General features: G+C 75.6%; 25 protein-coding genes. 13 read left to right on the top strand and 12 right to left on the bottom strand.

What is annotated here, in order from left to right:
* Positions 1–163: 163 nt before the first annotated feature.
* From BJ989_RS01345 to BJ989_RS01320, 6 genes are read left to right on the top strand one after another with little or no spacing between them, the layout of a single operon-like run.
* Complete coding sequence (locus BJ989_RS01345) at positions 164–1,696, top strand: MFS transporter (RefSeq protein ID WP_343048985.1); 1,533 nt, start codon at positions 164–166, stop codon at positions 1,694–1,696.
* Positions 1,696–3,909, top strand: a complete 2,214-nt coding sequence (locus BJ989_RS01340; RefSeq protein ID WP_179516685.1) for a molybdopterin oxidoreductase family protein — start codon at positions 1,696–1,698, stop codon at positions 3,907–3,909. The genes BJ989_RS01345 and BJ989_RS01340 overlap by 1 nt, the downstream gene beginning before the upstream one ends.
* Positions 3,906–5,483 (top strand): FAD-dependent oxidoreductase, encoded by a 1,578-nt coding sequence (locus BJ989_RS01335; protein WP_343048984.1) that lies wholly within the window; start codon positions 3,906–3,908, stop codon positions 5,481–5,483. Before BJ989_RS01340 ends, BJ989_RS01335 begins: the two co-directional genes overlap by 4 nt.
* Positions 5,480–8,155, top strand: coding sequence for a nitrite reductase large subunit NirB (gene nirB, locus BJ989_RS01330; protein WP_179516684.1), 2,676 nt, complete (start codon positions 5,480–5,482; stop codon positions 8,153–8,155). The genes BJ989_RS01335 and nirB overlap by 4 nt, the downstream gene beginning before the upstream one ends.
* On the top strand, positions 8,152–8,514 hold the full coding sequence (gene nirD / locus BJ989_RS01325) for a nitrite reductase small subunit NirD (RefSeq protein WP_179516683.1): 363 nt from the start codon (positions 8,152–8,154) through the stop codon (positions 8,512–8,514). The genes nirB and nirD overlap by 4 nt, the downstream gene beginning before the upstream one ends.
* A 10-nt stretch (positions 8,515–8,524) precedes the next feature.
* The gene (locus tag BJ989_RS01320; RefSeq protein ID WP_179516682.1) at positions 8,525–9,646 is read left to right on the top strand and encodes a uroporphyrinogen-III synthase; all 1,122 of its coding nucleotides are present in this window, start codon (positions 8,525–8,527) and stop codon (positions 9,644–9,646) included.
* A gap of 48 nt (positions 9,647–9,694) precedes the next feature.
* On the opposite strand, the gene BJ989_RS01315 is transcribed toward BJ989_RS01320, so the two are convergent.
* Complete coding sequence (locus BJ989_RS01315; protein WP_179516681.1) at positions 9,695–10,069, bottom strand: hypothetical protein; 375 nt, start codon at positions 10,067–10,069, stop codon at positions 9,695–9,697.
* 85 nt (positions 10,070–10,154) lie between these two features.
* Here BJ989_RS01315 and BJ989_RS01310 point away from each other — a divergent pair, with 85 nt between their 5' ends.
* Positions 10,155–10,886, top strand: coding sequence for an L-arabinose isomerase family protein (locus tag BJ989_RS01310; protein ID WP_179519264.1), 732 nt, complete (start codon positions 10,155–10,157; stop codon positions 10,884–10,886).
* Positions 10,887–10,916: 30 nt separating this feature from the next.
* Positions 10,917–11,525 (top strand): TetR/AcrR family transcriptional regulator, encoded by a 609-nt coding sequence (locus tag BJ989_RS01305; protein WP_179516680.1) that lies wholly within the window; start codon positions 10,917–10,919, stop codon positions 11,523–11,525.
* Between the two features lie 120 nt (positions 11,526–11,645).
* Here the strand turns inward: BJ989_RS01305 and paaI are convergent, their stop codons facing one another.
* Genes paaI through paaA form a run of 7 tightly spaced genes read right to left on the bottom strand, consistent with a single transcriptional unit; the run spans position 11,646 to position 17,347 of the window.
* Positions 11,646–12,104, bottom strand: a complete 459-nt coding sequence (paaI, locus tag BJ989_RS01300; protein WP_343048983.1) for a hydroxyphenylacetyl-CoA thioesterase PaaI — start codon at positions 12,102–12,104, stop codon at positions 11,646–11,648.
* Positions 12,101–13,408: a phenylacetate--CoA ligase PaaK gene (gene paaK / locus BJ989_RS01295; RefSeq protein WP_179516679.1), complete on the bottom strand. Its 1,308-nt coding sequence runs from the start codon at positions 13,406–13,408 to the stop codon at positions 12,101–12,103. The genes paaI and paaK overlap by 4 nt, the downstream gene beginning before the upstream one ends.
* Entirely contained in the window at positions 13,408–14,526 is a 1,119-nt protein-coding gene (paaE, locus tag BJ989_RS01290) for a 1,2-phenylacetyl-CoA epoxidase subunit PaaE (RefSeq protein ID WP_179516678.1), read from the bottom strand. Before paaE ends, paaK begins: the two co-directional genes overlap by 1 nt.
* Positions 14,526–15,041 (bottom strand): 1,2-phenylacetyl-CoA epoxidase subunit PaaD, encoded by a 516-nt coding sequence (gene paaD, locus BJ989_RS01285; RefSeq protein WP_343048982.1) that lies wholly within the window; start codon positions 15,039–15,041, stop codon positions 14,526–14,528. Before paaD ends, paaE begins: the two co-directional genes overlap by 1 nt.
* Positions 15,038–15,991 (bottom strand): 1,2-phenylacetyl-CoA epoxidase subunit PaaC, encoded by a 954-nt coding sequence (gene paaC, locus BJ989_RS01280; RefSeq protein WP_179516677.1) that lies wholly within the window; start codon positions 15,989–15,991, stop codon positions 15,038–15,040. Before paaC ends, paaD begins: the two co-directional genes overlap by 4 nt.
* 13 nt (positions 15,992–16,004) lie before the next feature.
* The gene (paaB, locus tag BJ989_RS01275; protein WP_425489977.1) at positions 16,005–16,376 is read right to left on the bottom strand and encodes a 1,2-phenylacetyl-CoA epoxidase subunit PaaB; all 372 of its coding nucleotides are present in this window, start codon (positions 16,374–16,376) and stop codon (positions 16,005–16,007) included.
* The gene (gene paaA, locus BJ989_RS01270) at positions 16,373–17,347 is read right to left on the bottom strand and encodes a 1,2-phenylacetyl-CoA epoxidase subunit PaaA (RefSeq protein WP_179516676.1); all 975 of its coding nucleotides are present in this window, start codon (positions 17,345–17,347) and stop codon (positions 16,373–16,375) included. Before paaA ends, paaB begins: the two co-directional genes overlap by 4 nt.
* Positions 17,348–17,456: 109 nt before the next feature.
* Here paaA and paaZ point away from each other — a divergent pair, with 109 nt between their 5' ends.
* Positions 17,457–19,523, top strand: coding sequence for a phenylacetic acid degradation bifunctional protein PaaZ (gene paaZ, locus BJ989_RS01265; RefSeq protein WP_179516675.1), 2,067 nt, complete (start codon positions 17,457–17,459; stop codon positions 19,521–19,523).
* 16 nt (positions 19,524–19,539) lie between these two features.
* On the opposite strand, the gene BJ989_RS01260 is transcribed toward paaZ, so the two are convergent.
* Positions 19,540–20,247 carry a GDSL-type esterase/lipase family protein gene (locus tag BJ989_RS01260; protein WP_179516674.1) on the bottom strand — a complete coding sequence of 236 codons (708 nt, stop codon included), beginning with the start codon at positions 20,245–20,247 and terminating at the stop codon, positions 19,540–19,542.
* A 49-nt stretch (positions 20,248–20,296) separates the two neighbouring features.
* Entirely contained in the window at positions 20,297–20,470 is a 174-nt protein-coding gene (locus BJ989_RS01255) for a hypothetical protein (RefSeq protein WP_179516673.1), read from the bottom strand.
* Between the two features lie 123 nt (positions 20,471–20,593).
* Between BJ989_RS01255 and BJ989_RS01250 the strand changes: the two genes are divergently transcribed.
* Positions 20,594–21,121: a hypothetical protein gene (locus BJ989_RS01250; protein ID WP_179516672.1), complete on the top strand. Its 528-nt coding sequence runs from the start codon at positions 20,594–20,596 to the stop codon at positions 21,119–21,121.
* Positions 21,122–21,211: 90 nt separating this feature from the next.
* On the opposite strand, the gene BJ989_RS01245 is transcribed toward BJ989_RS01250, so the two are convergent.
* Positions 21,212–22,573 carry an FAD-dependent oxidoreductase gene (locus BJ989_RS01245; protein ID WP_179516671.1) on the bottom strand — a complete coding sequence of 454 codons (1,362 nt, stop codon included), beginning with the start codon at positions 22,571–22,573 and terminating at the stop codon, positions 21,212–21,214.
* Between the two features lie 85 nt (positions 22,574–22,658).
* On the opposite strand from BJ989_RS01245, the gene BJ989_RS01240 reads away from it, so the two are divergent.
* Together BJ989_RS01240 and BJ989_RS01235 are read left to right on the top strand one after the other, a co-directional pair.
* Complete coding sequence (locus tag BJ989_RS01240) at positions 22,659–23,594, top strand: LysR substrate-binding domain-containing protein (protein WP_218848662.1); 936 nt, start codon at positions 22,659–22,661, stop codon at positions 23,592–23,594.
* Between the two features lie 43 nt (positions 23,595–23,637).
* Complete coding sequence (locus tag BJ989_RS01235) at positions 23,638–24,348, top strand: DUF6989 domain-containing protein (RefSeq protein ID WP_179516670.1); 711 nt, start codon at positions 23,638–23,640, stop codon at positions 24,346–24,348.
* 78 nt (positions 24,349–24,426) lie between these two features.
* On the opposite strand, the gene BJ989_RS01230 is transcribed toward BJ989_RS01235, so the two are convergent.
* Positions 24,427–24,948, bottom strand: coding sequence for a hypothetical protein (locus BJ989_RS01230; protein ID WP_179516669.1), 522 nt, complete (start codon positions 24,946–24,948; stop codon positions 24,427–24,429).
* Between the two features lie 335 nt (positions 24,949–25,283).
* Between BJ989_RS01230 and BJ989_RS01225 the strand changes: the two genes are divergently transcribed.
* Positions 25,284–26,858: an MDR family MFS transporter gene (locus BJ989_RS01225; protein WP_179516668.1), complete on the top strand. Its 1,575-nt coding sequence runs from the start codon at positions 25,284–25,286 to the stop codon at positions 26,856–26,858.
* The last annotated feature ends 122 nt before the right edge of the window (positions 26,859–26,980 follow it).

The following is a 26,980-nucleotide window of genomic DNA, read 5'->3' as shown; positions in this document are numbered from 1 at the left end:
GCCGCGCGCGACGGGTCACCCGGCGACGTCGGCGAGGACGGTCACCGGCCCGTGTGAGGCCGTGAGGAGAAGTTGACACCTCGGTGAGGCCGGCCGTCGGGCCGGCGCAACACGGGAGGGCGAGGGTCGGTCGCACCGACCCCGACCTCCCGCAGGAGCCACCGTGACCCTCGACCACTCCGTGGCGCCCCCGGCCCGCCCCGCCGACACCGCGACCACCACCGCAGCCCCCGCAACACCGAGCGCCGCCGGCTCGCGCCGCACCGGCCGGTGGATCGAGGACTGGCGGCCCGAGGACCCCGACTTCTGGGCGTCCACCGGTCGGCCGGTCGCCCGGCGCAACCTGGTGTGGTCGATCTTCGCCGAGCACCTGGGCTTCTCGGTCTGGCTGATCTGGAGCGTGAGCGCGGCCCTGCTGGTGGCCTCGGGGTTCGACTTCAGCGCCCAGCAGCTCTTCGTGCTCGTGGCGGCGCCCAACCTGGTCGGCGCGCTGATCCGGTTGCCCTACAGCTTCGCCGTGGCCCGCTTCGGCGGTCGCAACTGGACCGTCACCAGCGCACTCCTCCTGCTGGTGCCGACGCTGCTCTTCGTCTGGGCCGTGCAGGACCCGACGACCCCCTACTGGGCGTTCCTGCTGATCGCGGCGACGGCCGGCCTCGGCGGCGGCAACTTCGCCAGCTCGATGGCCAACATCAACTTCTTCTACCCCACCGCGGAGAAGGGGGCGGCCCTCGGCCTCAACGCGGCGGGGGGCAACCTGGGCGTGGCGGTGATCCAGCTCCTCCTGCCCGTCCTCGTGGGCGGTGCGGGCCTCTTCGGCCTGGTCCAGGCCTCGGACGGTGGCCTCCACCTCGAGCGCGCGGGGTGGCTCTACGCCGCCCTGGCGGTGGTGGCCGCGGTCGCGGCCTACGCCGCCATGGACAACCTGGCCGTCGCCTCCTCGCGCCCCCGTGAGCAGCTGGGCGTGGTGGTGCGACCCCAGACGTGGCTGGTCTCGTTCCTCTACGTCGGCTCCTTCGGCTCCTTCATCGGCTACTCCGCCGCCATGCCGCTGCTGATCAAGCTGAACTTCTTCGTCCCCACCCCCGACGGCGCCGGTGCGGGGGTCAACTTCGCCTACTACGCCTTCCTCGGCGCGCTCGTCGGCTCCTTCACCCGGCCCTTCGGCGGCTGGCTGGCCGACCGCCTGGGCGGCGCGCGGGTCACGCTCGCCTCCTTCGGCGGCCTGGTGCTCGGCACGCTGGTGGTGCTGTGGACCCTCACCCGGCTCGCGCCCAACCCGGAGCAGTCGGTCGCGGTCGCCGAGGCCAACGCGGCGTGGTTCCCGCTCTTCCTCGGCGCCTTCCTCTTCGTCTTCGCCGCCACGGGCATCGGCAACGGCGCGGTCTTCCGGATGGTGCCGGTCATCTGGCGCCACCGCGCCGAGCAGGGCACCGCTGCAGGCAGCGCCGAGCGCACCGCTGCGCTGGCCGCGGCCACGAAGGAGTGCTCCGCCGCCCTCGGCGTGATCGGCGCGGTCGGCGCCCTCGGCGGCTTCGGCATCCCGATGATGTTCGGCGCCCCCTGGATCGACGACCCGGTCAGCGCGGTCGAGACGGCGTTCGTCGTCTTCACCGCCTACTACCTGGTCTGCGCCGCGGTGACGTACGCCGTCTACGCCCGGCGCTCGTCGGTCCTCGGGCAGGCGGGGGTCTGATGCCGCGACCCACCGGCCGCCCCGCGGGCCCCACGCGCACGCACTGCCCCTACTGCTCCCTGCAGTGCGGGATGACGGTCGCGCGTCCCACGACGCGAGGTGGGCGAGCGGAAGTGACCTCGTGGGAGCACCCGGTCAACGAGGGCGCGCTGTGCCGCAAGGGCTGGTCGGCCGGTGGCCTCGTCGGCAGCCGGGAGCGGCTCACCACGCCGCTGCTCCGCGACCGCAGCACGGGGGAGTGGCGCGCCGCCGAGTGGGACGAGGCCCTCGACGTGGTCGCCGACGGCATCCGCCGGGTGCAGGCCGCCCACGGGCCCGACGGGGTGGCGGTCTTCGGCGGCGGCGGGCTGACCAACGAGAAGGCCTACGCGCTGGGCAAGTTCGCCCGGGTCGCGCTGCGCACCAGCCAGGTCGACTACAACGGCCGCTGGTGCATGAGCTCGGCCGCCTCCGCCGGCACCCGCGCCTTCGGGGTCGACCGCGGCCTGCCCTTCCCCCTCGCCGACCTCGAGCAGACCGACCTGCTCGTGCTGGTCGGCTCCAACCTCGCCGAGACCATGCCGCCGGCCGCACGCCACCTCGACCGGCTCCGCGAGCGGGGCGGGCGCGTCGTGGTGGTCGACCCGCGTCGCACCCCCACGGCGGAGCGCGCCGACGACCACCTGCAGCCGGTGCCGGGCACCGACCTCGCCCTCGCGCTCGGCCTGCTGCACTGCGTCGTGGCCGCCGGCGGCGTCGACGAGGAGTACGTCGCCACCCGCACCGTCGGCTTCGAGGCGGTCCGCGACGCCGTGGCGGCGTGGTGGCCCGAGCGCGTCGAGCGCGTCACGGGCGTGCCCGCCGACGACGTCCGCGCGCTGGCCGCGGCCCTGGTCGCTGCCGAGCGCGCGGTCGTGCTCACCGCCCGCGGCGCCGAGCAGCACGCCCAGGGCTCCGACACCGTGCTCGCCTGGATCGACCTCGTGCTCGCCCTCGGGCTGCCGGGCCGGCGCGCGTCTGGCTACGGCTGCCTCACCGGGCAGGGCAACGGGCAGGGCGGCCGCGAGCACGGGCAGAAGGCCGACCAGCTGCCCGGCTACCGCTCGATCACCGACCCCGCAGCCCGCGCGCACGTCGCCGCCGTGTGGGGCGTCGACCCGGCGCAGCTGCCGGGCCCCGGCCGCTCGGCGTACGAGCTGCTCGACGCCCTGGGCACCCAGGAGGGCCCGCGGGCCCTCCTGGTGCACGGCTCCAACCCCGTCGTCTCGGCGCCCCACGCCTCCCGCGTGGTGCAGCGGCTCGAGGCGCTGGACCTGCTGGTCGTCTGCGACCTGGTGATGTCGGAGACCGCCGCGCTCGCCGACGTGGTGCTGCCGGTGACGCAGTGGGCCGAGGAGAGCGGCACGGTGACCAACCTCGAGGGGCGGGTGCTGCTGCGCGAGCAGGCGCTGACCCCGCCCGCCGGCGTGCGCAGCGACCTCGACGTCCTCGCCGGGCTGGCCGAGCGGCTGGGGTCGCCCGGCTCCTTCTCGACCGACCCCGCGGTGGTCTTCGACGAGCTGCGCCGCGCCTCGGCGGGCGGCCCGGCCGACTACTCCGGCATCACGTGGGAGCGGGTGCGGCGCGAGGGTGGGGTCTTCTGGCCCTGCCCCGCCCCGCCCGACGACGCCTGGGTCGACGGCGGTGACGCGGACGGCGTCGTCCCGCACCCCGGGACGCCGCGGATGTTCACCGAGCGCTTCGCCCACCCCGACGGTCGCGCGCGGTTCCACGTCGTGGACCACCGCGGGCCGGCCGAGCCGGTGGACGACGCCTACCCGGTCCACCTGACGACGGGACGGGTGCTCGCGCAGTACCAGTCCGGCGCCCAGACCCGCCGCATCCGCGAGCTGCCCGACACCGGCCCCTTCGTCGAGCTGCACCCGATGCTCGCCGGCCGGCTCGGCGTCGACGACGGCGGGCTCGTGGAGGTCGCCACCCGCCGGGGGGCGCTGCGGGCACCGGCGCGGGTGGTGCCCACGATCCGGCCCGACACCGTCTTCGTGCCCTTCCACTGGGTCGGGGTCAACCGGCTCACGGTCGACGCGCTCGACCCCGCCAGCCGGATGCCGGAGTTCAAGGTGTGCGCGGCGTCGATCACCGCGGTGACCGCGGCGACCGGGGTGGCGGCGGCGACCCGGGTCGTCGAGGAGGCCTCCGAGGCCCGCCTCGCGACGGCGGCGGGCCCACGGTGACGCGGCAGCGCCTGGTCGTCGTCGGCGGCGGCATGGCCGCCACCCGGCTGGTCGAGCACCTGGCCGGCGCCGGGCTCACCGACGGCGGCCGCGGCTACGACGTCACCGTCGTGGGCGAGGAACCGGTGCCGGCCTACAACCGCATCCTGCTCTCCGCCGTGCTCGAGGGCACCCACCCCCACGACGCGCTCACGCTGCGCGACCCCGGGTGGTACGCCGCGCGCGGGGTCCGGCTGCGGCTCGGCACCCGCGTCCTCGAGGTCGACCGCGAGGCCCGTGAGCTGCACCTCGTCGACGGCGACCGGCTGCCCTGGGACCGCCTCGTCCTCGCGACCGGCTCGATCCCCACGCTGCCGCCGGTGCGCGGGCTGGTGCAGGTCGACGGTCGCCTCGACCCCCGGGTGCACGCCTTCCGGTCGGTGGCCGACTGCCTGGGTCTGCTGGGCGCCCTGCCCGGCTCCACCCGCGCGGTCGTGGTCGGCGGCGGCCTGCTCGGCCTGCAGGTCGCCCGCGCCCTGTCGGTCCGCGGCCTGGCCACCGACCTGGTCGAGGGTGCCGACCACGTCCTGCACCGCCAGGTCGGCGCAGCCGCCGGCGCGCTGCTGGCCCGCGAGCTGCGCCGCCTGGGCACCGAGGTCTGCACCGGGGTGCGCGCCACCCGGCTCACCCCCGACGGCGTGCGGCTCGACACCGGCCGCGTGCTCGACGCCGACCTCGTCGTGCTCGCCGCCGGTGGTCGCCCCTCCACCGCGCTCGCGCGCCGCGCCGGCCTGGCCTGCCGGCGCGGGGTGCTGGTCGACGACCGGCTGACCTCGTCCACGGACCCCCGCGTCCACGCGCTCGGCGACTGCGCCGAGCACGGCGGGCTCACCTCTGGCTTCGTCGGCCCGGCCTGGGACCAGGCCGAGGTGCTGGCCCAGGTGCTGGTCGAGGAGGTCGGCCCCACCGCCACCGCCACCACCACCGCCGCCACCACCACCGCCACCGCCGGCCCGCCGGGCCGTGCCCCCGCGGCGTACGCCGGGGTGCGCACGGTCGCGCGGCTGCGGGCGACGGGCCTCGACGTGGCCGTGCTGGGCGACCCCGAGCGGGCCGAGGGCGAGGTGGTCGAGATGACCAACCCGGTCACCCGCTCGCACCGCCGGCTCGTCGTGCGCGACGGCCGGATCGTCGCCGCCGCCCTGGTCGGCGACCTGTCGCGGGTCGGGCTCATCACCCAGCACCACGACCAGCGGACGGTGCTCGGCCCCCGCGAGCCGGGCGAGCTGCTGCTCGCCGAGACCACGGCACCGCCGCCCGCCCTGCCCGACGAGGCCGAGGTGTGCGCCTGCGCCGGGGCGACGGCCGGCGCGGTCCGCGGCTGCCGGAGCCTCGCCGAGGCCCGGGAGACCACCCGGGCCACCACGGGCTGCGGCGGCTGCCGCGGCACCGTCGAGCGGCTGCTCGGTGAGGACCCCGGCACACGTTCACACGCGCGAAACAGGTCGGGGACACCGCTGACACGTCCGCTTCCTAGCGTCGCGACCACTGCCACCACCCGTCCCGCGTCCCGCTCGGGGAAGGACCTCCGATGACCCGCACGCCCGCCCCGCAGCCCGTCCCGCCGCCCGCGGCCGGCCGCCGCCGGCTCGTGGTCGCCGGCCACGGCATGGTCGGCCACCGCCTCGTCCAGGCCGCCGTCGAGCGCGGACTCACCGCCACCCACGACCTCGTCGTGGTCGGGGAGGAGCCGCGGGTCGCCTACGACCGCGTGGCCCTGACGTCCTACTTCGGCCGCGCGAGCGCCGACGAGCTCAGCCTGCTGCCGACGGGGGCCTACGACGACCCCGCGGTCACCCTGCTCACCGGCTCGACCGTCACCGCCGTGGACCGCGCGGCGCGCACCGTCACGGTCTCGCACGCCGACGGGAGCGGCGAGGAGCTGGCCTACGACGAGCTGGTGCTGGCGACGGGGGCCGCGCCGTTCGTGCCCCCGGTGCCGGGCCGCGACCTCGACGGCTGCTTCGTCTACCGCACGATCGAGGACCTCGACGCGATCCGCGAGGCCGCGCGGCGCGCGACCACCGGCACCGTCATCGGCGGCGGCCTGCTCGGGCTGGAGGCCGCGAACGCGCTGGTGCAGCTGGGTCTGGACACCCACGTCGTCGAGATGGCCCCCCGGCTGATGCCGGTGCAGCTCGACGAGCAGGGCGGCGCGACGCTCGTGCGCCACATCGAGTCCCTCGGCGTCACCGTGCACGCCGGCGCGGCCACCGAGGCCGTCCTCGGCGACGACGCCGGTCGGGTCCGGGCGCTGGGCCTGCGCGACGCCGGCGAGGTCGCGACCGACCTCGTCGTCTTCTCCGCCGGCATCCGACCGCGGGACAGCCTCGCCCGCGACGCCGGGCTGGAGGTCGCCGACCGCGGCGGCGTCCTGGTCGACACGCAGTGCCGCACCTCCGACCCGCACGTGTGGGCCGTCGGCGAGTGCGCGGCGCCCGGCGGGCGGATGTACGGGCTGGTCGCCCCGGGCTACGCGATGGCCGAGGTCGTCGTCGACGCGCTGCTCGGCGGGCCCGGCACCTTCGAGGGTGCCGACACCTCGACCAAGCTCAAGCTCCTCGGCGTCGACGTCGCCTCCTTCGGCGACGCCTTCGCCACCACGCCCGGTGCGCTCGAGCTCGTCTACGCCGACGCGGTCGCCGGCGTCTACAAGAAGCTGGTCGTCGCGGAGCGACCCGAGCCCGAGGGCGGCGAGGGCGGTGGGGGACACCTGCTGCTGGGCGGGATCCTCGTCGGCGACGCCTCGGCGTACGGCATGCTGCGGCCGCTGGTCGCCTCCGGCATCGCGCTGCCCGACAACCCCGAGGAGCTGATCCTGCCCGCGGCGCGCGCCGGCGGGGGTGGCGGCGGGGGTGGCGTCGTGCTGCCCGACGAGGCGCAGGTCTGCTCGTGCAACGACGTGAGCAAGGGCGCGATCCTCGCCGCGGTCCGCGACCCGCACGCCGACGGCGACGCCCGGGCAGCGGGCGAGCACCTCTGCGAGGACGCCGCGAGCGTGAAGCGCTGCACCGGCGCCGGTTCGACCTGCGGGTCGTGCACGACGACGGTGAAGTCGATCATCGAGGAGCACTTCGCCGCGACCGGCAAGGTCGTGGACCGGAGCCTGTGCGAGCACTTCGCCCTCACCCGCCAGGAGCTCTTCGACGTCGTCGCGGTGCACGGCTACCGCTCGTTCGACCAGGTGGTGGAGGGCCACGGGCGCGGGCGCGGGTGCGAGGTCTGCAAGCCCACCGTCGCCTCGATCCTGGCCTCGCAGGTGGGCGGGCACGTGCTGGCCCCGGAGACCGCGGCGCTGCAGGACACCAACGACGCCTACCTCGCCAACATCCAGCGCAACGGCACCTACTCCGTCGTGCCGCGGATCCCGGGCGGCGAGGTCACGCCCGAGGGCCTCATCACCATCGGCGAGGTGGCCCGCGACTTCGGGCTCTACACCAAGATCACCGGCGGTCAGCGCATCGACCTCTTCGGCGCCCGGATGGAGGAGCTGCCCGCGATCTGGCGACGGCTGGTCGACGCGGGTTTCGAGTCCGGCCACGCCTACGGCAAGTCGCTGCGCACGGTGAAGTCCTGCGTCGGGTCGACCTGGTGCCGCTACGGCGTGCAGGACAGCACCCGGATGGCGATCGACCTGGAGCTGCGCTACCGCGGCCTGCGCTCGCCGCACAAGCTGAAGGGCGGGGTCTCGGGGTGCGCTCGCGAGTGCGCGGAGGCCCGCGGCAAGGACTTCGGCGTCATCGCCACCGAGAAGGGCTGGAACCTCTACGTCGGCGGCAACGGCGGCGCGACCCCGGCCCACGCGCAGCTGCTGGCCGGCGACCTCGACGACGAGACGTTGGTGCGCTACCTCGACCGGTTCCTCATGTACTACGTGCGCACGGCCGACCGGCTGCAGCGCACCTCGACGTGGATCGCCTCGCTCGAGGGCGGCCTGCAGCGGGTGCGCGAGGTCGTCGTCGAGGACGCGCTGGGGCTCGGGGCCGAGCTCGAGGCCGCGATGGCCCGCCACGTGGGGACCTATGCCGACGAGTGGCGCGCGACCCTGGAGGACGACGAGAAGCTCGCCCGCTTCGTCTCCTTCGTCAACGCCCCCGGCGTGCCCGATCCGCACATCACCTTCACCACCGAGCGCGGCCAGATCCGTCCGGCACCCAGCGACGAGCCCGTGGTGCTCGCCACGAGCATCCCGGTGGGGGCGCCGTGAGCGACGAGGCGCGCGAGCCCGGCTGGGAGCCGGTCTGCCGCTTGTCCGACCTCGAGGTCGAGCGCGGCGTCACCGCCCTGGTGCACGGGCAGGCGGTCGCCATCTTCCGCCTGCACGACGGCACCGTGCTGGCGCTGGGCAACCACGACCCCTTCGCCAAGGCGTCGGTGCTCGCGCGCGGCATCGTGGGCACGCGGGGCGACGTGCCCTTCGTCGCCTCGCCGATGCACAAGCACCCCTTCGACCTGCGCACGGGCGAGTGCCTGGACGACGCGTCGGTGAGCGTCCCGTCGTACGCCGTCCGGGTCGAGGACGGCGTCGTGTGGGTCGGTCCGCGGCAACCCCGCTCCGCGGCGTGAGGGCGGAGCCGTGAGGGAGGGCCGGCTGCCGCTGTCGGGCTTCCGCATCGGGGTGACCGCGGCCCGCAAGGTGGAGGAGCAGGTGCAGCTGCTCGAGCGGCGCGGCGCGGAGGTCGAGTGGGCCCCCGCGCTCTCGCTCGAGCCGCACCACGTCGACGACGCGGCACTGCGGGCGGCGACCGAGGCCGTGCTGGCGGCGCCCGTCGACATGGTGCTCGCGACCACCGGCGTGGGCACGGCCGCGTGGTTCGCGGCGGCGGAGCGGTGGGGGCTGCTGCCGGCGCTGCTGGCGCACCTCGGCAGCGCCGAGATCCTGGCGCGCGGGCCCAAGAGCGTCGGGGCCCTGCGTCGCCACGGGCTGCGCGAGCTGTGGTCGCCGGACTCCGAGCGCTTCGAGGACGTGCTGGCGCACCTGCGGGGGCGCGACCTCGCCGGGGTGCGCATCGTCGTGCAGGAGCACGGCCAGTCGCTGTCGATGGTGGCGCACGCGCTGCGCCGGCAGGGCGCGAGCGTCGAGGTGGTGACGGTCTACCGCGTGCAGAGCGCCGATGACCCGACCCCGATGTTCCGCATGGTCGACGCGGTGGCCGAGCGGCGGCTGGACGCCGTCACCTTCACCTCCGCGCCGGCCGTCGCCGCCTTCCTCGACGCCGCCGGCGTCACCGGTCGTCGCGACGAGGTGGTCGCTGCGGTGCAGGCCGACGTCGTCGCGTGCTGCGTCGGACCGGTCACCGCGGCGGCCCTGGAGGTCTGGGGGGTGCCGGCCCTGGTCCCGGAGCGCAGCCGGCTGGGCGCCATGGTCAAGACGATGGAGGCGGAGCTGCCGTCGCGCCGCGACGGCACGGCCCTCGAGGTCGCGGGCCACACCCTGCTCCTCCACGGCGACACGGTCCTGCTCGACGGGACCGCCGTGCCGCTGACCCCGGCGCCGCTCGCGGTGCTGCAGGCGCTCGCGGTCAACCCCGGCTTCGTGGTGTCGCGGCGCGCCCTGCTCGCGACGCTGCCGACGGGCACCGCGGCCTCGGAGCACGCCGTCGAGATGGCCGTCGCCCGGCTGCGCGCGGCCGTCGGCACCCGGTGCGTCGAGACGGTGGTCAAGCGCGGCTACCGGCTGGCGACCGACCCCGGATGACGGGGCGGGCGCCGCGGTGTCAGCGCTCACAACTTGACGTGACGCCGATCACAGAGCGCCTGTCACCTCGACCCGGCCGCCTCGGAACGGCCGGAGGACGGAGCCCTCCCCGTGCTCTCCCGCCCCCGTCTCCACCCCCGCCCCGCCGCTGGTCTGGCTGCCGCCCTGCTCCTGGCCGTGGGGCTCGCACCCGCCGTCGCCGCCACCCCGGCTCAGGGCGTCGACCTGGCCGCAGCGGCGGTCACCGACGCCGACCTCGCGGCCGGGCTCGTCGTCCACTACCCCCTCACGTCGCTCAGCGGCGCGGTGGTCGAGGACGCGTCGGGCCACGACCGCGACGCGACCGCCGTCGGCGGCCCGACCGCGGGCAGCGAGGGCCTGGCCATCGACGGCGTCGACGACCACGTCCGCCTGCCCGACCACGTGCTCGCCGGCCTCACCGACGCGACCGTCAGCACGGAGGTCTGGATCGCGCCCGAGCAGGCGACGCCCTACTTCGTGTGGGCGGATCGAGGTCGGCCTGCGCACCTTCCTCACCGAGGGCGGCTTCGGTGCGTTCACGACCAACTTCGAGGACCTCGGCGGGCTGCGCCAGCTGCCCGGCCTCGCGGTGCAGCGGCTGATGGCCGACGGCTACGGCTTCGGCGGCGAGGGCGACTGGAAGACGTCGGTGCTGCTGCGCGCGACCAAGGTGATGGCCGACGGGCTGCCCGGCGGCACCTCCTTCATGGCGGACTACACCTACCCCCTGGTCCCCGGCGAGGAGAAGATCCTCGGCGCCCACATGCTGGAGGTCTGCCCGACCATCACCTCCGCGCAGCCGTCGCTCGAGGTGCACCCGCTGTCCATCGGCGGCCGCGAGGACCCGGTCCGGCTGCGCTTCGTGGCCGACCCCGGCCCCGGCGTGGTCGCGGGCCTCTCCGACCTGGGCGACCGCTTCCGCCTCACCGTCAACGAGGTCCACCTCGTCGAGCCCGACGAGGCGCTGCCGCTGCTGCCGGTCGCCTGCGCGGTGTGGCAGCCGCGGCCCTCGTTGTCGACGTCGGCGGAGTCGTGGCTGCTCGCGGGCGCCCCGCACCACACGGTGCTCTCGAAGGCTGTCGGCACCGAGGTGCTCGAGACCTTCGGCGAGATGACCGGCACCGAGGTCGTCGTGATCGGCGCCGACTCCACGGTGCGCGAGGTGCAGCGCGAGCTGCGGTGGAACGCCGCCTACCACCGGCTGGCCGCCCGCCTCTGAGGCGGGCGGGCGCCGTGCGAGCATGACGGCGTGGACGACGCACCGGCACCGCGGCCCCGGCGCGGCCGCCCGGGCTACGACCAGGAGACGGTCCTGCGCCGCGCGGTCGAGCTCTTCAACCGCCAGGGCTACGACGCGACGAGCATCGGCGACATCGCGCAGGAGCTCGGGCTGACGAAGTCGGCGATCTACCACCACGTGGCGAGCAAGGAGGAGCTGCTCGGCGCCGCGCTCGACGAGGCGCTGGAGGGGCTGACGCGCGCGGTGGCGACGGCGGCCGAGGACCGCCAGGCCAGCGCGGCGCAGCGGCTCCGCGCGACCGTCGAGGAGTCGGTGCGCATCCTCGCCGCGCACCTGCCGGCCGTCACGCTGCTGCTGCGGGTGCGCGGCAACAGCGCCGTCGAGCTGGCCGCCCTCGAGCGGCGCCGCCAGATCGACGAGGCCCTCGCCGTGCTGGTGCAGGAGGCGGTCGCCGAGGGGGCGCTGCGCGACGACGTGCCGCCCGACCTGATCAGCCGGCTGCTCTTCGGCACGGTGAACTCGCTCGTCGAGTGGTACCGCCCCGGCGGCCCGCTCACCCCCGACGCCCTCGCCGCCACCGTCTCGGCGCTGGCCTTCGAGGGCCTGCGCCGCCCCTGACGGCCGACGGCCCTGCTGCCGGTTTCCCCGGCCAGCCGGGGAAACCGTCACTCCGGGGCCGAGGCTTCGGCTGACAGGTGACGGTCCTGCCTCACCAGTGGCGTACGCCGAGGCGCTCGGTCAGCCCTCCAGCGCGGGGTTGGCGCGCCCCAGCGACCGGCTGCGGCCCCGGAACTCCGCGACGACCGTGCCGTCGCCGCGGCGGACGGTCACGTCGTACAGCCCCGAGCGGCCGCGCAGCGCGACCTCCCGGCCCTCCGCGACCAGCTCGTCGCCGAGCCGGGCGCTCTCGAGGAAGGTGACGTCGAAGCCCGCGGCGACCGTGACCTGGCCCCGCGCGTTGCACGCGACGGCGAAGCAGCTGTCGGCCAGGGTCGCGACGAGGCCGCCGTGGCAGATCTGCCAGCCGTTGACCATGTCGTCGCGCACCACCATCGCGACCGTGGCGTGCCCCGGCCCCACCTCGAGCAGCCGCATCCCGAGTGAGCGCGAGGCGGCGTCGGCGTCCCACATGTGCGCGGCGCTGCGTCGGGCGACCTCGTGCTCGCCTGCGGCGTCGCGGCCGCCCTCCGACCTCACCGGGCCGGCCGCTCGTCGACGACGCGGCGCATCTTGCCGACGGAGCGCTCGACCGCGCCGGGGGCGACCACCTCGACGTCGACGCTGACCCCGATCGACGCCTTGACCAGGCGTCGCAGCTCGGCGCTCGCGGCGTCGGCGTCGGCGCGGGCGACGCCGCCGCGGTGCTCGACGACGACGGTGAGGGCGTCGAGCGTGCCCTCGCGCGTCAGGCGGCACTGGAAGTGCGGCGAGAGCGCCGGCAGGCCGAGCACCAGCTCCTCGATCTGCGTCGGGAAGAGGTTGACCCCGCGCAGGATGAGCATGTCGTCGGTGCGGCCGGTGACCTTCTCGATGCGCCGCATCGTGCGCGCGGTGCCGGGCAGCAGCCGGGTGAGGTCGCGGGTGCGGTAGCGCAGCACCGGCATCGCCTGCTTGGTGAGCGAGGTGAGGACGAGCTCGCCCCGCTCGCCGTCAGGGAGCACCTCGCCGGTCACCGGGTCGACGACCTCGGGGTAGAAGTGGTCCTCCCACACGTGCAGGCCGTCCTTGGTCTCGACGCACTCGCTCGCGACGCCGGGGCCGATGACCTCGGAGAGGCCGTAGATGTCCACGGCGTGCATGTCGAGCCGCTGCTCGACCTCGCGGCGCATGTCGTCGGTCCACGGCTCGGCGCCGAAGACGCCGACCTGCAGCGAGGTGGAGCGCGGGTCGACGCCCTGGCGCTCCATCTCGTCGACGACGGCGAGCAGGTAGGACGGCGTCACCGTGACGACGTCGGGCCGGAAGTCGCAGATCAGCTGCACCTGGCGCTCGGTCATGCCGCCGGAGACCGGCACCACGGTCATCCCGAGCCGCTCGGCGCCGGCGTGGACGCCGAGGCCGCCGGTGAACAGGCCGTAGCCGTAGGCGTTGTGGAGCACCATGCCGCCACGGGCCCCCGCCGCCCGGAGGCTGCGCGCGACCACGCTCGCCCACACCTCGAGGTCGTCGTGCGTGTAGCCCACCACGGTCGGCTTGCCGGTCGTGCCGCTCGAGGCGTGCACCCGGGCGACCTGCTCGCGCGGCACGGCGAACATCCCGAAGGGGTAGTTCTCCCGCAGGTCGGCCTTCGTGGTGAAGGGGAGCCTGGCCACGTCGGCGAGCTCGCGCACGTCGTCGGGGTGCACGCCGACCGCGTCGAGGGCCCGGCGGTAGTGCGGCACGTGGTCGTAGGCGTGGCGCACCGACCACCGCAGTCGCTCGGTCTGCAGTGCGCGCAGCTCGTCGAGCGACGCCGTCTCGATCGGCTCCAGGTCACCGGGGCGCGGGCTCAGGTCGCGCATCAGACGTCGAAGTCCACGACGGCCCGGTCGCTGGTGGGGTAGCTCTGGCAGGCCAGCACGAAGCCCGCGTCGACCTCGTCCTGGTCGAGGGCGTAGTTGCGCCGCATGTCGACCTCGCCCTCGGTGACCTTGGCCCGGCACGTGCCGCACACGCCGCCCTTGCAGGCGAAGGGCAGGTCGGAGCGCACGGCCTGCGCCGCGTCGAGCACGGTGCGGTCGTAGGGCACCGGCACGGTGGCGGACAGCCCGTCGAGCACGACGGTCACGTCGGCCGCGGCGCCGTCGGGCGCGGCGTCGAGTCGGCGCAGCTCCGGCGGCGGGGCGTCGACGTAGAACAGCTCGAAGTGGACGCGCTCGGCGGGGAAGCCGACCTCCGCCAGGACGGTGCGGGCGTCCTCGACCAGGCCGAGCGGGCCGCAGAGCCACACGTGGTCGAAGGTGTGCGCCGGGAGCAGCAGGTCGAGGATGCGCCGCAGCCGGTCGGCGTCGAGCCGGCCCGAGAAGAGCTCGGCGTCGCGCGGCTCGCGCGAGAGCACGTGCACCAGCTGGAAGCGCGAGCCGTGCCGGTTCTTCAGGTCGCCGAGCTCCTCGGCGAACATCACCGACGCGCTGGTGCGGTTGCCGTAGAGCAGGGCCACCTCGGCGCCCCCCGGACCGTCGTGGCCCAGCAGCGAGCTGGCGATCGACAGCACCGGGGTGATCCCCGAGCCCGCCGCGATGCACAGGTGCCGCCCGCCGGCGGCCGGGTCGGCGGTGAAGCCACCGGTCGGCACCTGCACCTCCACCTCGTCGCCGGCCCGCACCTCGCGGACCAGCCACGAGGAGAAGAGGCCGTCGGGGATCTCGCGCACGCCGATGCGCGGCGCCGCGCCCGCGGGTGCGCAGATCGAGTAGGAGCGCCGCTCCTCGCGCCCCTCGACCTCGCGCCGCACGGTCAGCGACTGTCCCGGCGCGAAGGCGTACGCCTCGGCGAGGTCGGCGGGCACGTCGAAGGTGACCGCGACCGCGTCGTCGCACAGCTGCTCGACGTGGGCGACGCGCAGGGTGTGGAAGGGGGCCGAGCGCGGGCCGCGGCGCGCGTCGGCCGGCCCGGTCCCGCCGGTCGCGAGGACGGTCATCAGATCTCCTTGACGTGCTCGAACGGCTCGAGGCACGACGTGCAGCGGTAGAGGGCCTTGCAGGCGGTCGCGCCGAACTCGGAGGTGAGGTCGACCGCCTCCGAACCGCAGCGCGGGCAGGTGAGCGCGCGGCGGGTCGGGAGCAGGCTCAGCGCGACCGGCCCGTCGGCGCGCGGGGCGGGGGCGGGCGCGGACAGGCCGTGCTCGCGCAGCGCCCGGCGCCCCCGCTCGGTGATCCAGTCGCTGCTCCAGGCGGGGCTGAGCGCGACCTCGACGCGGGCGCGGCGCCCGGCGTCGGCCAGGCGGTGCACCAGGTCGTCGCGCATGGTCGCCATCGCCGGGCAGCCGGAGTAGGTCGGGGTGATGGTCACGACCACGGTGCCGGCCTCCTCGCGCACGCCGCGGAGCACACCGAGGTCGGCGAGGGTCAGCATGGGCATCTCCGGGTCGGTGACCGACGCCGCGACCGCCCACACGTCGGCGAGGTGCTCCTCGGTCGCGGGCGCGGCGGTCACCACTGCCCCCGCGGGTGCGCGCGCGCGACGACCTGCATCTCGCCGAGCACCCGCGAGAGCGCCTCGGTGTGCAGCCCGTCGCGACCGGTGCGGCCGCGCACACCGGCGAGCGGGCCGCGCTGCGGCCGCTCGACCCCGCTGACGGCGAGCACCTGCTCGAGCACGACCTCGACCTCGTCGCGCACGTCGCCGGGGGCTGCCCCGACGCCGGCCTCGGCCAGCGCGGCCTCGGTCGGGTGGGTGGCGAGGAGCTCGGGGTAGAGCGGCCACAGCGCGTCGAGCGCCGCCAGCAGCCGTCGGCGCGACTCCTCGGTGCCCTGGGCGAGCGTGAGGAACCAGCGTCCCGACCAGTCGCGGTGGTAGGTCAGCTCCTTGACCCCCTTCGCGGCGATCGCGGCCAGCACGGGGTCGCGGCTCCCCGTCAGCCGGCCGAGCAGGGCGAGCCGGACCGTCGAGAAGAGCAGCAGGCGCACCACGACGTGCGCGAAGTCGCCGTGCGGCACCTCCACGAGGCGCACGTTGCGGAAGTCGCCGGCGTCGCGGAAGAAGGCGAGCGCGTCCTCGGCGGGCACCGGCGAGCCCTCCGGCAGCACCGGCACGCACGCCGGGTCAGCGGCCGCGGCGCGCGCCAGCAGCAGCCGCGCCTGCCCCAGCAGGTCGAGCGCGTGGTTGGCCAGCGCGATGTCCTCCTCGAGGTCGGGTGCGTTGCTGCACCACTCCGAGAGCCGGTGCGACATCACGAGGGCGTCGTCGCCGAGCATCAGGCAGTACGCCGCCAGGGCCGCGCCGTCGACACCGTCGGGCAGCGTCGTGTCGACGCCGGCGAGCGGGTCCTCGAAGTCGGTGCCGAAGGCCCACTGGGAGGCGTCGCCGGCCACGTCGTGGTGCTCGAGCAGGCCGTCGTAGGCGCTGCCCTGGCCGCTGCTCGGGTCGGGTGCGGCGTGGCTCATCGGTGACCGCCTCTCACATGTGGGGGACGTCGGCGGGGATGGGGTAGAAGGTCGGGTGCCGGTAGACCTTGTCGCCGGCGGGCGCGAAGAGCGGGTCCTTCTCGTCGGGGCTCGAGGCGGTGATCGCGTCGGCGCGCACGACCCAGATGCTCACGCCCTCGTTGCGGCGGGTGTAGACGTCGCGGGCGTGGCGCACCGCCATCTGGTCGTCGGCGGCGTGCAGCGACCCGACGTGCACGTGGTTGAGGCCGCGCTTGCCGCGCACGAAGACCTCGTAGAGGGGGAGCCCCCGCTCCCGGCCGTGCCCCGGCTCGCTGGCCGGCACCCCCGCCAGCGGGACGGCCCCGTGGCCGCCCTCCGCGGCGAAGTCGCGCTCGCCGCTCACGACGCGGCCTGCTTCGCGGCGAAGGCGCTCGCGGCCTCGCGCACCCAGGCGCCGTCCTCGTGGGCGCGGCGGCGGTGGGCGATGCGCTGGGCGTTGCAGGGCCCGTCGCCCTTCACGACCTGCGCGAACTCCTCCCAGTCGGGCTGGCCGAAGTCGTAGTGGCCGCGCCCGGCGTTCCACCGCAGCTCGGGGTCGGGGAAGGTGACGCCGAGGGCCTCGGCCTGCGGCACGCTCATGTCGACGAACCGCTGGCGCAGGTCGTCGTTGGTGTTGCGCTTGATGCCCCAGGCCATCGACTGCGCGGTGTTGGGGGAGTCGTCGTCGGGCGGGCCGAACATCATCAGCGCCGGCCACCAGAAGCGGTCGACCGACTCCTGCACCATCGCGCGCTGCTCGTCGGTGCCGCGCATCATCGCCATCAGCAGCTCGTAGCCCTGCCGCTGGTGGAAGGACTCCTCCTTGCAGATCCGGATCATCGCCCGGCCGTAGGGGCCGTAGGAGGTGCGGCACAGCGGCACCTGGTTGCAGATGGCCGCGCCGTCGACGAGCCAGCCGATGGTGCCGACGTCGGCGTAGGACAGCGTGGGGTAGTTGAAGATCGAGGAGTACTTCTGCTTGCCCTCGATCAGCATCTCGGTGAGCTCGCCGCGGGAGACGCCGAGGGTCTCGCAGGCGGAGTAGAGGTAGAGCCCGTGGCCGGCCTCGTCCTGCACCTTGGCCAGGAGCGTCGCCTTGCGCCGCAGCGAGGGGGCGCGGGTGATCCAGCCGCCCTCGGGCTGCATCCCGATGATCTCGGAGTGCGCGTGCTGCGCGACCTGCCGGATGAGCGTCCTGCGGTAGCCGTCGGGCATCCAGTCGCGCGGCTCGACGCGGTCGCTGCGAGCGATCACCGCCTCGAACTGCGCCTCGAGCGCCTCGAGCGCCTCGAGGCCCTCAGGCGCCTCGGCCTCGGGCTGGTCGGTCACCGACATCGTGTCCTCCTGGAGGTCTTTCCTGACCGCTCGGTCTGTATTAGGTTGGCACACCACCGGGGGCCGCGCAAGGGTCCGCGAGCCCGACCGACCCGAGCGAGGAGCAGACGTGGGACGACTTCTGGAGAGCTACGCCGTCGGCACGTGGCACCGCGCGGCCGACGAGGGGCGGCCGGTGCTCGACGCGGTGACCGGCGAGGAGGTGGCGCGCCTCAGCTCCGCGGGGCTCGACCTCGCCGCGATGGTGACCCACGCCAAGCAGGTCGGCGGGCCGGCGCTGCGCGCGCTCACCTTCCACGAGCGCGCGGGGCTGCTCAAGCAGGTGGCGAAGCACCTCGGCTCGGTCAAGGACGAGCTCTACGAGGTGTCCTTCTCCACCGGCGCGACCCGCCGCGACACCGCGGTGGACGTCGACGGCGGCATCGGCACCGTCTTCTCGATCGCGAGCAAGGCCACCCGCGAGCTGCCCAACGACACCGTGGTGCTCGACGGCCCGCCCGAGCCGCTCGGCAAGGGCGGCACCTTCCTGGGCCAGCACGTGTGGACCAGCCGACCCGGCGTCGCGGTGCAGGTCAACGCGTTCAACTTCCCGGTGTGGGGGTTCCTCGAGAAGCTGGCGCCCGCCTTCGTCGCGGGCGTCCCCACGATCGTGAAGCCGGCCGCCCAGACGGCGTACCTCACCGAGCTGGTCGTGCGGCGCATCGTCGAGTCGGGCCTGCTGCCCGAGGGCAGCCTGCAGCTGCTCTGCGGCAGCCCCGAGGGGCTGCTCGACGAGCTGACCGTGCAGGACCACGTCGCCTTCACCGGCTCGGCCCACACCGCCGGGCTGCTGCGCACCCACCCGCAGGTGCTGCACGGCGGGGTCGAGCTCGGGGTGGAGGCCGACTCGCTCAACTGCTCGGTGCTCGGGCCCGACGTGCGCCCGGGCGACGAGGAGTTCGACCTCTTCGTGCGCGGCGTCGTCACCGAGATGACGGTCAAGGCCGGTCAGAAGTGCACCGCGATCCGCCGCGCGATTGTGCCCCGGGAGCGTCTCGACGACGTGGCCGAGGCGATCGCCGCCCGGCTGGCGGAGGTCACGGTCGGCAACCCCCGCGACGAGCAGGTGCGGATGGGGGCACTCGTCTCGCTCGAGCAGCGCGACGAGGTGCGCAAGGCCGTGCAGTCGCTGCGTGCGTCGGCCGACGTCGTCTTCGGCGACCCGGACCGGGTCGAGGTGGTCGGCGCCGACGCCGAGCGCGGCGCCTTCCTCTCCCCGGTGCTGCTGCGGGCGCGCGACGGGGCGGTCGAGCCGCACGACGTGGAGCCCTTCGGACCGGTGAGCACGCTCCTCGCCTACGACGCGCTCGAAGGCCCGGGCGGCGCCGTCGAGCTCGCCGCGCGCGGCAAGGGCAGCCTGGTCGGCTCGGTCGTGACCCGCGACCCCGAGGTCGCGCGCACGGTGGTGCTCGGCCTCGCGCCCCACCACGGTCGCCTCCTGGTGCTGGACCGCGACGACGCGGCCGAGGCGAGGGCGGCCGGCGGTCACGGCTCCCCGCTCCCGGTGCTCGTCCACGGCGGGCCCGGGCGCGCCGGCGGCGGTGAGGAGCTGGGCGGCGTGCGCGGCGTGCTGCGCCACATGCAGCGCACCGCGGTCCAGGCCTCGCCCGACGCGATGACCGCGATCACGGGCCGCTGGACCACCGGCGCGAGGCGCCGCGAGACCGACGTGCACCCCTTCCGCAGGAGCCTGGCCGAGCTGCGGATCGGCGACACGATCCGCTCCGCCTCGCGCACGGTCACCCTCGAGGACATCGAGCACTTCGCCGAGTTCACCGGCGACACGTTCTACGCCCACACCGACGAGGCGGCCGCGCAGCGCAACCCGCTCTTCGGCGGGATCGTCGCCCACGGCTACCTCGTGGTCTCGCTCGCGGCGGGGCTCTTCGTCGACCCCGACCCGGGCCCGGTGCTGGCCAACTTCGGCGTCGACGCGCTGCGCTTCCTCACCCCGGTCAAGGCCGGCGACGCGATCGCGGTGACGCTCACGGTCAAGCAGGTCACCCCGCGCACCTCCGCCGACTACGGCGAGGTGCGCTGGGACGCGGTCGTCACCAACGCCGACGGCGCGCCCGTCGCGACCTACGACGTGCTCACCCTCGTCGCGAAGGAGTGGCCGACCCCGCCCGCCGGCTGAGCCGCCAACCCGGGGGTCAGGCGAGCGCGCGGCGCACGGTGGGCTCGAAGGCGTCCGCGATCGCGGCGTAGCCCGCGTCGTTGGGGTGGAAGAGGTCGCTGGCCAGCAGTCCTCGCCAGCTGTCGGGGCCGAGGGTGCGCAGGTCGAGCAGCCTCACCCGACCGACCGCGGCGGCCTCCTCGACGTGGGCGTTGGCGCGGCTCGCGACGCCGTGCGCGCGCGGCAGGGTCGCGACGACCGTGCCGGGGGGCACGCCCGCGACGAGGGCGGCGTACGCCGCGGGGAGCCGTCGGCGCGCGGCGCGGCCGCCGTAGAGGTCGTTCGACCCCACGAGGACCGTGGTCAGGTCGCCCTCGCGCACGCCGATCCGCTCCACGAGCGGCAGCTGCTGGGCGACGACGTCGTCGGCGCGGGCGCCGGTCGCCGAGAGGTTGAGCACCTGCAGCTCGAGGCCGTCGGCGGCGAGCCGCCGGGCCAGCTGCCCCACCCAGCCCCGGTCGTGGCGCGACGCGCCGACGCCCTGCGACATCGAGTCGCCGAGCACGAACCACCGTCGGCCGGGTCGCCCCAGCACGGCGCGGTTGTGGGCGTGCCAGGCGTCGGCGTAGGGCTCGACGCGGTCCCACACGCGCGCCACGCCCGGGAGGACGGCCGCGGCGGTGCGGACGACGCGGCCGGGCCCCCGCCCGGTGCGGTTGTCGTAGTCGAGGTCGGCGGGTCGCACGCCGCCTGTCTACGCGACCGGTCCGAACCGGCGCCGGCGCGCGGTGCCGTCAGGCGCGCAGGGCCGCCCGGGCCGCGGTGCGCGCCGCGGCGACGGGGTCGGCGGGGGCGCCGCGGAGCAGGCTGCCCAGCACCCCGTTGTAGAGCACCAGCAGGAGGGCTGCGAGGGCGTCGGGGTCGGGGTGCGCGGTCTCGCCGGCCAGTCGTCGCAGCCGCTCCGTCACGCGCCGGGTGTCCTCGGCGACCAGCGCCAGGACCGGGTCGGGGGCGGCCCCGTCCTCCGCACGGCGTCCGTCGGGTGAGGGCCGCTCCGAGGCGGTGGCGAGGAAGCAGCACCACTGGGTGGGGTGCGCGGCGGCCCGGAAGGTCTCGACCGCGTCGAAGATCGCCAGGAGCCGGTCGTCGGGGGTGTCGGCCGCAGCGCGTTGCTGCTGCCCGCCGCCGCCGCCGTGCTGGTCGGTGCCGGCTCTGCGCTGACGTGGACCTTCGGGCCGGTGCTGCTCTCCGAGGCGGGCGCGGTGCCGCCCGACGGCGTCGGCGGGCTCTGGGTGGCGCTCGGGCTCGGCGGGCTGCTGGGCCCCCTCGCCGGGGTGCTGGTGGGCCGGGCGGGCCTGCGCGGCGGGTGGGTGCTGTCCGCCGCGGCCCTCGCCGTCGCCAGCGCCGGTGCGGGGCTCGCGGCCGCGGCGCAGGAGCAGTGGGCCGCCCTCGCGACGACGGCGGTCTTCGGCGCCGGCTACATGGCGACGTCGGCCGTGCTCATCCTCTGGGCGCGCCACGCCTGGCCGCCCCCGCGCGGCGGCGGGGACCTCCTGGCTCTTCGTCGCCCTCGCCACCGGTCAGGCCGCGGGGTCGGCGGGCTTCGGTGTCGCCCGTGAGCACGTCGCCGCGCCGCCGCTCGCCGTGGTGGCGGCCGGGTTCTGCCTCCTCGGGGCCGCGCTGGGGCTGCTGCGCCGACCGCGCGCGGCTCAGGCCTCCGGCAGCCCTGCCCCCAGTCGGAGCATCTCCTCGCGCCCGGCGACCTTGACGCGGGTGCGGCCCTCGGCGGCGCCGAGCGCGACCTCGTGGTCGTCGAGCCGCCGCCAGCGCTCGTAGGTCTGCACGTCGACCCCGCGGGCGGCGAGGTAGGCGTCGACCTCGGCCTCGGACCGCGTCGCCGCCCCGTCGGACCCGTCCGACCCGCGCCCGGCGAGGTCGGCGAGCAGGTGGCCGACGGTCTCGGCCGCGTCGCTCTTGGTGTGGCCGATCAGGCCGACCGGCCCGCGCTTGACCCACCCGGTGACGTAGGCGCCGGGGACCGGCTCACCGTCGAGGTCCACGACGCGGCCGCCCACGTTGGGCACGACGGCCGCGCGGTCGTCGAAGGGGAGCCCGAGCACGGGGCTGCTGCGGTAGCCGATCGCGCGGTAGACCGCGCCGACCTCCCAGGTCGTGACCTCGCCGGTCCCGGCGTACGTGCCGTCGCCGACGGGCGCGGTGCGCTCGGTGCGGATCGCGGTGACCCGGCCGTCCTCGCCGACGACCTCGACGGGGGCCTCGCAGAAGTGGAGGTGGATGCGGTGCGGCTTGCCCTCGAGGTCGCGGCCGACCCAGTTCGCCAGGACGTCGAGCACCAGCTTGGCCGACTTGTTCGCGCCCACGTGCGCCATGCCGTGGTCGTCGACGTCGAAGCCCTCGGGGTGCACGACCACCTCGACGCTGGGGGAGTGGTTGAGCTCGCGCAGCTCGAGCGGGGAGAACTTGACGTACGCCGGCCCGCGGCGCGAGAAGACGTGCACGTCGGTGGTGGTCTTGGCCCGCAGGGCGTCGAGCACGGGGCCGGGCACGTCGGTGACGCGCATCTCCTCGCCGTCCTTGGCGAGGACGCGTGCGACGTCGAGGGCGACGTTGCCGACCCCGACGACGGCCACGGAGGCGGCGTCGAGCGGCCACGACTCCGGGGCGTCGGGGTGCGAGTCGTACCACGACACGAAGTCGGCCGCCCCGTGCGTCAGCTCCTCGCCGGGGATGCCCAGGTCGCGGTCGGCGCGGGCACCGGTGGCCACCACGACGGCGTCGTAGAGCTCGCGCAGCTCCTCGAGCTTGACGTCGACGCCGAGGTCGACACCGCCGAGGAAGCGCACGCCCGGCGAGGCCAGGACCCGGTCGAGGGCCTTGACGATCTCCTTGATGCGCGGGTGGTCGGGCGCCACGCCGTAGCGGACCAGGCCGTAGGGCGCGGGCAGGCGGTCGAGCAGGTCGACCGCGACGTCGACGTCGGACTTGAGCAGGGAGTCGGCGGCGTAGATCCCGGCGGGCCCGGCGCCCACGACGGCGATGCGGAGGGTCATGCCCCGAGTCTCCGGTGGCGGCAGGCGTAGGAGAACGATGTCGCACTTGTGCCGTCACAATCCGCCCTTGTGACAGGCTGGGCCTGTGCTGGGACCCCACGTGCCGGATCTGCGCTCGCTCGAGCTGCTGGTGACGGCGGCGCGCCTCGGGAGCCTGAGCGCCGCCGCCGCCGAGCTGGGCACCACCCAGCAGGCGGCGTCCTCGCGGCTGCGCACCACGGAGGCCGTGGTCGGCGCGCCGCTGCTCACCCGCTCCCCGCGCGGCTCGACGCTGACCGAGACCGGCGAGCTGGTCGTGCACTGGGCCGACAAGGTGCTCGCCGCGGCCGCGGAGCTCGACGCGGGCCTGGCGACCCTGCGCTCGGACCGCCGTGGCCACCTCACGATCGCGGCCAGCCTCACCATCGCCGAGCACCTCCTGCCCGGGTGGCTCGTCGGGCTGCGCGCGTCGCAGCAGCAGCGCGGTCAGCGCCAGACCGAGGTGACGATGACCGCGACCAACAGCGCCCGGGTGGCTGAGCTGGTGGGGGCCGGCGAGGTGGACCTCGGCTTCGTCGAGGGCCCGGAGGCCCCGGCCGGCCTGCACCGGCGCCTCGTCGGCACCGACGCGCTGGTCGTCGTGGTCGCCCCGGGGCACCCGTGGGCGCGCGTGCGGCGCCCGGTGACGGCGGCCCGCCTCGCGGCGACGCCGCTGGTGGTCCGCGAGCAGGGGTCGGGCACCCGCACGGTCCTCGAGCGCGCGCTGGCGGGTCACGACACCGCGCCGCCGGCGCTCGAGCTGTCCAGCACCGCGGCGGTGCGGGCCGCGGTCGCGGCCGGTGCCGGCCCGGCCGTCCTCGGGGCGCACGCCGTGCGCGACGACCTGGCCACCGGGCGGCTGGTGCGCGTCGAGGTGGACGGCGTCGACCTCACCCGCCACCTGCACGCCGTCTGGCGCGACGGCCGCCAGCCGCCCGCCGGCCCGGCGCGCGACCTCGTCGTGCGGGCCGCGGCCGACGCGGCGGCGGACGCCGGCGGCTGACGGGAGCGGCAGACGCGGCCGCGCGCGGCACTACGGTGCCGCCGTGACGACCACCGCGCCCACGACCGCGAGCCGCCCCGACCCCGTGGGCACCAGCCGGCAGGGCCTCGGCCCGCTGGTCGCCCTGCACGCGCTCTTCCTCGCCGGCGGCGCGGTGGCGCTCGCGCTGGACCCGCCGGCCCAGGGGTGGGGCGTGCTCGCCTGCGTCGCGGCGTACGCCGTGGGGTTGCCGCTGGTCTGCCGGGCCACGGGCCGCGACGACCTCGGCGCCCTGGCGGTCTTCCTGCTGCTGGTCTCGGTCTGGCAGGTGCTGCCCGACTGGGTGCTGGTCGACCTGGTCGGCACGCTGCGCTTCCCCGACACCGGCGGGCTGCGCGTCGACGACGCGATCCCGCTCGCCATGGCGGGCATGTGGCTGGCCCCGCTCTTCGTGGCGCTCGCGCTGAGCGGCGGCCGCCCAGGACGTGCCGCGGTGCTCGCGGCCGCGGTCTTCGCGGGCGCCGAGCTGCTCGCGCCGGTGCTCGACCTGTGGGAGCCCGTCGGCGACACGGCGCGGGTGCTCGGCGTGGCGGTCTACGTGGTGCCGGCCGAGGCCGCGCTCGGGTGGGCCGCCGCCACCGCCTTCGCGCTCGTGCGCGGCCGCGCGCTGCCGGTGCAGGCCGGCGCCGCGCTCGCCGTCTCCACCCTCTACCTCGGCGCCCTCGTGCTCGCGCACTTCCTCGTCGACGTCGCGGGCTGGCGCCTCACCGTGTGAGGTCCGGCTCGCCGAGCGGACCAGTGGCCCGCGCGTCGGGCGGGTCCAGGTCGAGGCCCGCCGGGTCGGACCGGAGCGTCAGTCGTCGAAACCGTCGCCGGGCTCCCAGGTGAGGCTCCTGCTCCCCCGGCTCCACTCGACCCGGGTCCCGGTGATCGTCAGCCTCTCCCACCCGTCGAACCCCTCGGTGGAGTGGGTCTCCCACTCCGTGAGGTCGCCCGTGGCGACGGCGGCGACAGAGTCCTGCGGGGGCTCGCCGTCCTCGCAGTAGAGGCCGAAGTCGGCGGTGACGGCGACGATGCCGTTCTCCTCGGTCAGCGTGATGCCCTGGCAGGGGTCGGGCTCGTCCGAGGTGTAGATGGTGGCCGGTCCGGTCCACGCATCCGCGTCGGGTGAGTAGTGCTGCTCCAGCAGGGCGTCGCCGTTGGTGGAGACCCAGACGCGGACCTTGCGTCCGTCGGGCAGGGCCGACTCGACCCGGAAGTCGTCCGGGTAGTCCTCGTCGTACGACGCGCTGGCCCGCACGTCGTCGTAGGTGGACCGGTCCGAGTCGGGGTCGTACGCCGTGGCGGCGGCGTCGTCACCGCAGCCGCTCAGCACGGCTGTGAGGGCTGCGAGGGCTGCGACGGAGGGGAGGGGGCCGGTGGACCGGGCGACGGGGCGCGAGGAGGGCACGTGGGGTCCGATCGGACGACGGGGGGCGGGCTGGTCGAGTGTCCCAGGTCGCCCGGGCGTCGTGGGGCGACCGCGCGGCGCGGCGACGTCGCGGGAATCGGTTTGGCACTGCAACGGTTGAGGGGGACCATGGACGTCGGTCGCGTGACTCGCCGATGACTCCGGTCCTCGGCGCGGGTCGACCTCGTCGCAGCCTCCCGACGTGCGGGTCGGGACGAGCGCACCGAGACACCCGCACGCCAGGACCAAGAGGACCGCCCATGCCTGTGCCCACCCCGGCAGACCACACCGCCGCCGACCCGACCAGCGGCGCCGTCGCCGCGCCCGGTGGCACCCCGACCGTCATCAAGCTGCTCGTGGTCGCGACCTTCGTCGTCATCCTCAACGAGACGATCATGCTCAACGCGATCCCGCGGCTGATGGCGAGCTTCCAGGTCACCGAGCAGGCCGCGCAGTGGGTCTCGACGGCCTTCATGCTCACGATGGCCGCGGTCATCCCGGTCACCGGCTGGTTCCTGCGCCGGGTCACCACGCGCGCGGCGTACGCCACGGCCATGGGCGTCTTCGTCGCCGGCACGGCGATCTCGGCGGCCGCGCCCGTCTTCGAGGTGCTGCTGGTCGGCCGCGTCGTGCAGGCGGCCGGCACCGCGGTGATGATGCCGCTGCTCATGACGACGCTGATGACGGTCGTGCCGGTGCAGGACCGCGGCCGGGTCATGGGCAACGTCACCATGGCGATGTCGGTCGCGCCCGCGCTCGGCCCCACGGTCTCGGGCGTCGTGCTGCAACTCGGCTCCTGGCGGCTGCTCTTCCTGCTGGTGCTGCCGATCGCGGTCGCCGTCACGTGGTCCGGGCTGCGCCACCTGCCCGACATCGGCGAGCCCGAGGTGAGCAGCATCGACTGGCCCAGCGTCGTCGTCGCGGCGCTCGGCTTCGGCAGCCTGGTCTACGGCCTCACGCAGTTCGCCGAGGGCGGCGTCGGCCCCGCCGTCACCATCACCACCGTCGGGGTGCTGCTCGTCGCCGGCTTCGTGCTGCGCCAGCTGCGCCTGCAGCGCACGGGCAGCCCGCTGCTCGACCTGCGCGCCCTCTCCCACGCCACCTTCGCCCGCGCGCTGGTGCTGCTCTCGGTGGCCTTCATGGCGATGATGGGCTCGCTGATCCTGCTGCCCCTCTACCTCCAGGGCGTGCGCGGGCTCTCGCCGCTCGAGACCGGCCTCCTGGTGATGCCGGGCGGTCTCGCCATGGGCCTGCTCGGCCCGACCGTCGGTCGCACCTTCGACCGGTTCGGGAGCCGGGTGCTCGTGCTGCCCGGCTCGGTCGGCATCGTGGCCGCGCTCGTGGGCTTCGCCCAGGTCTCGCTGACCACCCCGGTCGTCGCGCTGCTCGCGCTGCACGTGCTGCTGACGGTGAGCCTGGCGGCCACCTTCACGCCGGTCTTCACGCTCGGCCTCGGTGCGCTGCCGCCCCACCTCTACTCCCACGGCAGCTCGATCCTCGGCACGCTGCAGCAGGTCGCGGCGGCCTTCGGCACCGCGCTCGCGGTCACCGTCGTCACCGTGCGCTCCGAGCAGGTCGTCGAGACCCTCGGGTCGGCCGCCGCGCAGGTCGCGGGCATGCGGGCGGCCTTCGCGATCAGCGCGGTCCTCTCGCTGGTCGTCGTCGTCACGGCCTGGCGCCTGCCGTCGCGACCCGAGGCGGCGCCCTCGGTCGACCTGGCCGCCCCGACCGCGCCCGCTGCCCCGGCCGGTGCGCCGGTGGCCCCGGTCGCCCCGGCCGAGGACACGGCCGAGGTCGCCGACGCGGTGGACGAGGTGCCTGCTCCGCTGCGCTGACCCGACCGAGACGGTCACCGCCGCTGCCTCGAGGGCACGGGCACGCTCAGGGGAGTCGTCGCCCCAGGTCGGGTCGCGACTGCCCGCGACGGCCTGGTCCGGACCGGGTGTGGACGCCCGCC

This window comes from Nocardioides perillae (assembly GCF_013409425.1).
Classification (GTDB): domain Bacteria; phylum Actinomycetota; class Actinomycetes; order Propionibacteriales; family Nocardioidaceae; genus Nocardioides; species Nocardioides perillae.
The sequence above is the reverse complement of the archived record's forward strand: the minus strand, read 5'-3'. Positions and strand labels throughout refer to the sequence as shown.

Excerpts from the sequence above, each read along its gene's own strand:
- paaC (WP_179516677.1), bottom strand. The coding sequence starts at position 15,991 with ATGAGCCACGCCGCACCCGACCCGAGCAGCGGCCAGGGCAGCGCCTAC.
- nirB (WP_179516684.1), top strand. The coding sequence starts at position 5,480 with ATGACCCGCACGCCCGCCCCGCAGCCCGTCCCGCCGCCCGCGGCCGGC.
- paaA (WP_179516676.1), bottom strand. The coding sequence starts at position 17,347 with ATGTCGGTGACCGACCAGCCCGAGGCCGAGGCGCCTGAGGGCCTCGAG.
- BJ989_RS01340 (WP_179516685.1), top strand. The coding sequence starts at position 1,696 with ATGCCGCGACCCACCGGCCGCCCCGCGGGCCCCACGCGCACGCACTGC.
- paaK (WP_179516679.1), bottom strand. The coding sequence starts at position 13,408 with ATGCGCGACCTGAGCCCGCGCCCCGGTGACCTGGAGCCGATCGAGACG.
- BJ989_RS01245 (WP_179516671.1), bottom strand. The coding sequence starts at position 22,573 with ATGACCCTCCGCATCGCCGTCGTGGGCGCCGGGCCCGCCGGGATCTAC.
- paaE (WP_179516678.1), bottom strand. The coding sequence starts at position 14,526 with ATGACCGTCCTCGCGACCGGCGGGACCGGGCCGGCCGACGCGCGCCGC.
- BJ989_RS01225 (WP_179516668.1), top strand. The coding sequence starts at position 25,284 with ATGCCTGTGCCCACCCCGGCAGACCACACCGCCGCCGACCCGACCAGC.